Consider the following 2,695-nt stretch of genomic DNA (forward strand, 5'->3'; position numbering starts at 1 on the left):
GGTGACCACAGTGCCGGGGTTCAGCGTCACCCGGAACACGTCGGCATCGGGGCTGGTCTGGCGGTCGAGCGCGAAGCCTTCGCTGGGCGTGATCGCGGCGATACGTGTCGCGCCGAGATCGGGCCAGAAGATGCCGGAATTCACCAGGCGGAAATGCGGCGCCACGATCAGCCGGTCGAGCTGTTGGTCGGTGGTGTTGGCGAGCGCGAACACGGCCCAGTCGCCACTCGAGCGCGAATCCTTCGCTTCCACCTCGATACGCCTTACGATGCCGTCGGGGCCGGGGGCTGTCGAGACCTGGAAATTCTCGCCTTGATTCGGGTACAGATCGAAGGCACGCGAGAGGTCGAGCGCCACGTCGTCGCGGGCGATCTTGATCGGTTCAACGGCGAACGCCGGCGAGGCTGCGCAGAGCGCAACGACCATCGCCAGGACAAGGGCGAGCAGCGACGCGAATCGCGAAAAAATCGTCAACAATCAGCCCTTCGTTCCAGCGCCCGGCGGATCGTCCGCGATCCGGGCGTAGAGGTAATGATCCTGCCAGATACCGTTGATCCTGAGGTAGGATCGCAGAAGTCCTTCGCGCCGGAATCCGGCTTTTTCAAGCACGCGGATCGAACGGGCATTATCGGGAATACAGGCCGCTTCGATCCGGTGCAACCTCAAGGTATCGAAGGCGAAGCGCGACACCAGCTTGACCGCTTCGGTCATCAGGCCGCGGCCGCCATAGCGCTCGCCGATCCAGTAGCCGATATGGCCGCTCTGCGCGACGCCGTGGCGGATGTTGCCGAGCGTGATGCCGCCGGCGAGCTTGCCGCTCGACTTCTCGAAGATGAAGAAGGCGATCGCCGTGCCTTGTGCGTAGTCCTCGCGGTAGCGGCTTATGCGCAGCCGCCATGCTGTGCGGTCCAGCTCGTCCGGCGTCCAGCGCGGTTCCCAAGGCTCCAGGAAGGCGCGGCTTTCACCGCGCAGCGCCGACCATTCGCGGTAGTCATTGGTCAGCGGCACGCGCAGCGTGACCTTGTCACCCTTCAGTGCCGGCAGGTCGCGGCGAAAGAAAGGGAGCGCGAACATGGCGCTTGAGCAGGTCTAGACGGCGAGCTTGCGGGCCGTCGTCTGCGGACCCGCAAGCGAATCGAGGATCGCCTCATAGGGCGCCAGCGTCCCCACGGGTCCGACGGCAGTGAGCGTCGGCTTGGTCGAAAACAGCCGCGACGAGAGATCGGTCAGACGCTCGACGGTGAGCGCCGCCAGCCGTTCCATCAGCTCTTCCTTGGCGATCGGCCGGCCGAACAGCAGCAGCTGCCTGGCGATCTGCGAGGCGCGGCTGGCCGGGCTTTCGGCCGACATGATCAAGCCGGCGCGGTATTGCGCACGGGCGCGGTCGAGCTCTTCCTGCATGATGTTCTCGCCGGCCTTCTGCAATTCGTCGATGATGACCGGCACCAGCTTGGCGATGTCGCTCTGCCCGGTCGCGGCATGGACGCCGAATATGCCGGTATCCGAAAAGCCCCAGTGGAACGCGTAGACCGAATAGCACAGGCCGCGTTTTTCGCGAACCTCCTGGAACAACCTGGACGACATGCCGCCGCCGAGGATCATCGACAGCACCTGCGAGGCGTAGAAGTCACGCACATGATAGGCGCGGCCCTCGAAGCCGAGCACGATCTGCGCGTCCATCAGGTCGCGGTCCTCGCGGAAGTCGCCGCCGACATATTGCGCATATTGCGGAATGTTGCTTTCCGCCTTGGCGCGGAAGCCGCCCAGCTGCCTTTCCACCTCGCGCACGAAATTGTCGTGCTTGATGTCGCCCGCCGCCACAATCACCATTCGCTCGGCGGCGTATTGGCGTTGGATGAAATTGTGCAACTGCTTGGAGGTGAAGGATTTGACGGTCTCCGGCGTGCCGAGGATGGAGCGGCCGATCGTCTGGTGGCGGAAGGCGGTCTCGGTGAAGCGGTCGAAGACGATATCGTCGGGCGTGTCGTGCGCGGCGCCGATCTCTTGCAGGATCACATGCTGCTCGCGCTCGAGCTCTTCAGGGTCGAATTCGGACTCCTGCAGGATGTCCGCCAGGATATCGACCGCCAGCGGCACGTCGTCGGAGAGCACCCTGGCGTAATAGGATGTGGTCTCGACGCTGGTGGCGGCGTTGATCTCGCCGCCGACATTCTCGATTTCCGAGGCGATCTCGAAGGCGGTGCGCCGTTTCGTGCCCTTGAAGGCCATATGCTCAAGCAGATGGGCCATTCCGTGCTCTTCGTCACGCTCATTGCGGGCGCCTGACTTGACCCAGGCACCAAGGGCAACGGATTCGAGGCTTGGAAGGGTTTCGGTTGCGACTGTCAGGCCGTTCGACAGACGGCTTACCTCAACACCCATATGGCTAGTACTCCTTAACGCGCCGCCCGCGTGTGGCGTCCGACGTAATCTTCCACCATTTTCAGGTCGGATGGAAGTACCGTGTATTTTTCGTCGGCTGTCATCAAGCCGCCCAGCCATGCGGGCAGGGCAGGCGTGATGCCGCTGGCAGCCTCGACGGCGGCCGGGAACTTGGCCGGATGCGCGGTGCCCAGCACCACCATGGGCACATCGCTCTCGACCTTGCCTGAGGCAACATGGAAGGCCGCCGCCGTGTGCGGATCGAGCAGATAGTTGCTTGCCGCGAGCGTCGAGCGGATGGTGGCGGCGACCT

The 2,695-nt window shown here is 63.9% G+C and carries 2 protein-coding genes and 2 pseudogenes; all 4 read right to left on the reverse strand.

Going from position 1 to position 2,695, the window contains the following annotated elements; translation table 11 throughout:
* Positions 1-426: pseudogene (locus tag EOA33_RS31225) on the reverse strand (sensor domain-containing phosphodiesterase); the annotation flags it as partial.
* Positions 427-477: 51 nt separating this feature from the next.
* Entirely contained in the window at positions 478-1,074 is a 597-nt protein-coding gene (locus EOA33_RS31230) for a GNAT family protein (RefSeq protein ID WP_126055906.1), read from the reverse strand.
* Positions 1,075-1,089: 15 nt separating this feature from the next.
* Positions 1,090-2,382 carry a pitrilysin family protein gene (locus EOA33_RS31235; RefSeq protein ID WP_126055905.1) on the reverse strand — a complete coding sequence of 431 codons (1,293 nt, stop codon included), beginning with the start codon at positions 2,380-2,382 and terminating at the stop codon, positions 1,090-1,092.
* Positions 2,383-2,396: 14 nt separating this feature from the next.
* Positions 2,397-2,695, reverse strand: a pseudogene (locus EOA33_RS31240) (threonine synthase); the annotation flags it as partial.

This window comes from Mesorhizobium sp. M4A.F.Ca.ET.050.02.1.1, assembly GCF_003997725.1.
In the GTDB taxonomy this organism is placed as follows: domain Bacteria; phylum Pseudomonadota; class Alphaproteobacteria; order Rhizobiales; family Rhizobiaceae; genus Mesorhizobium.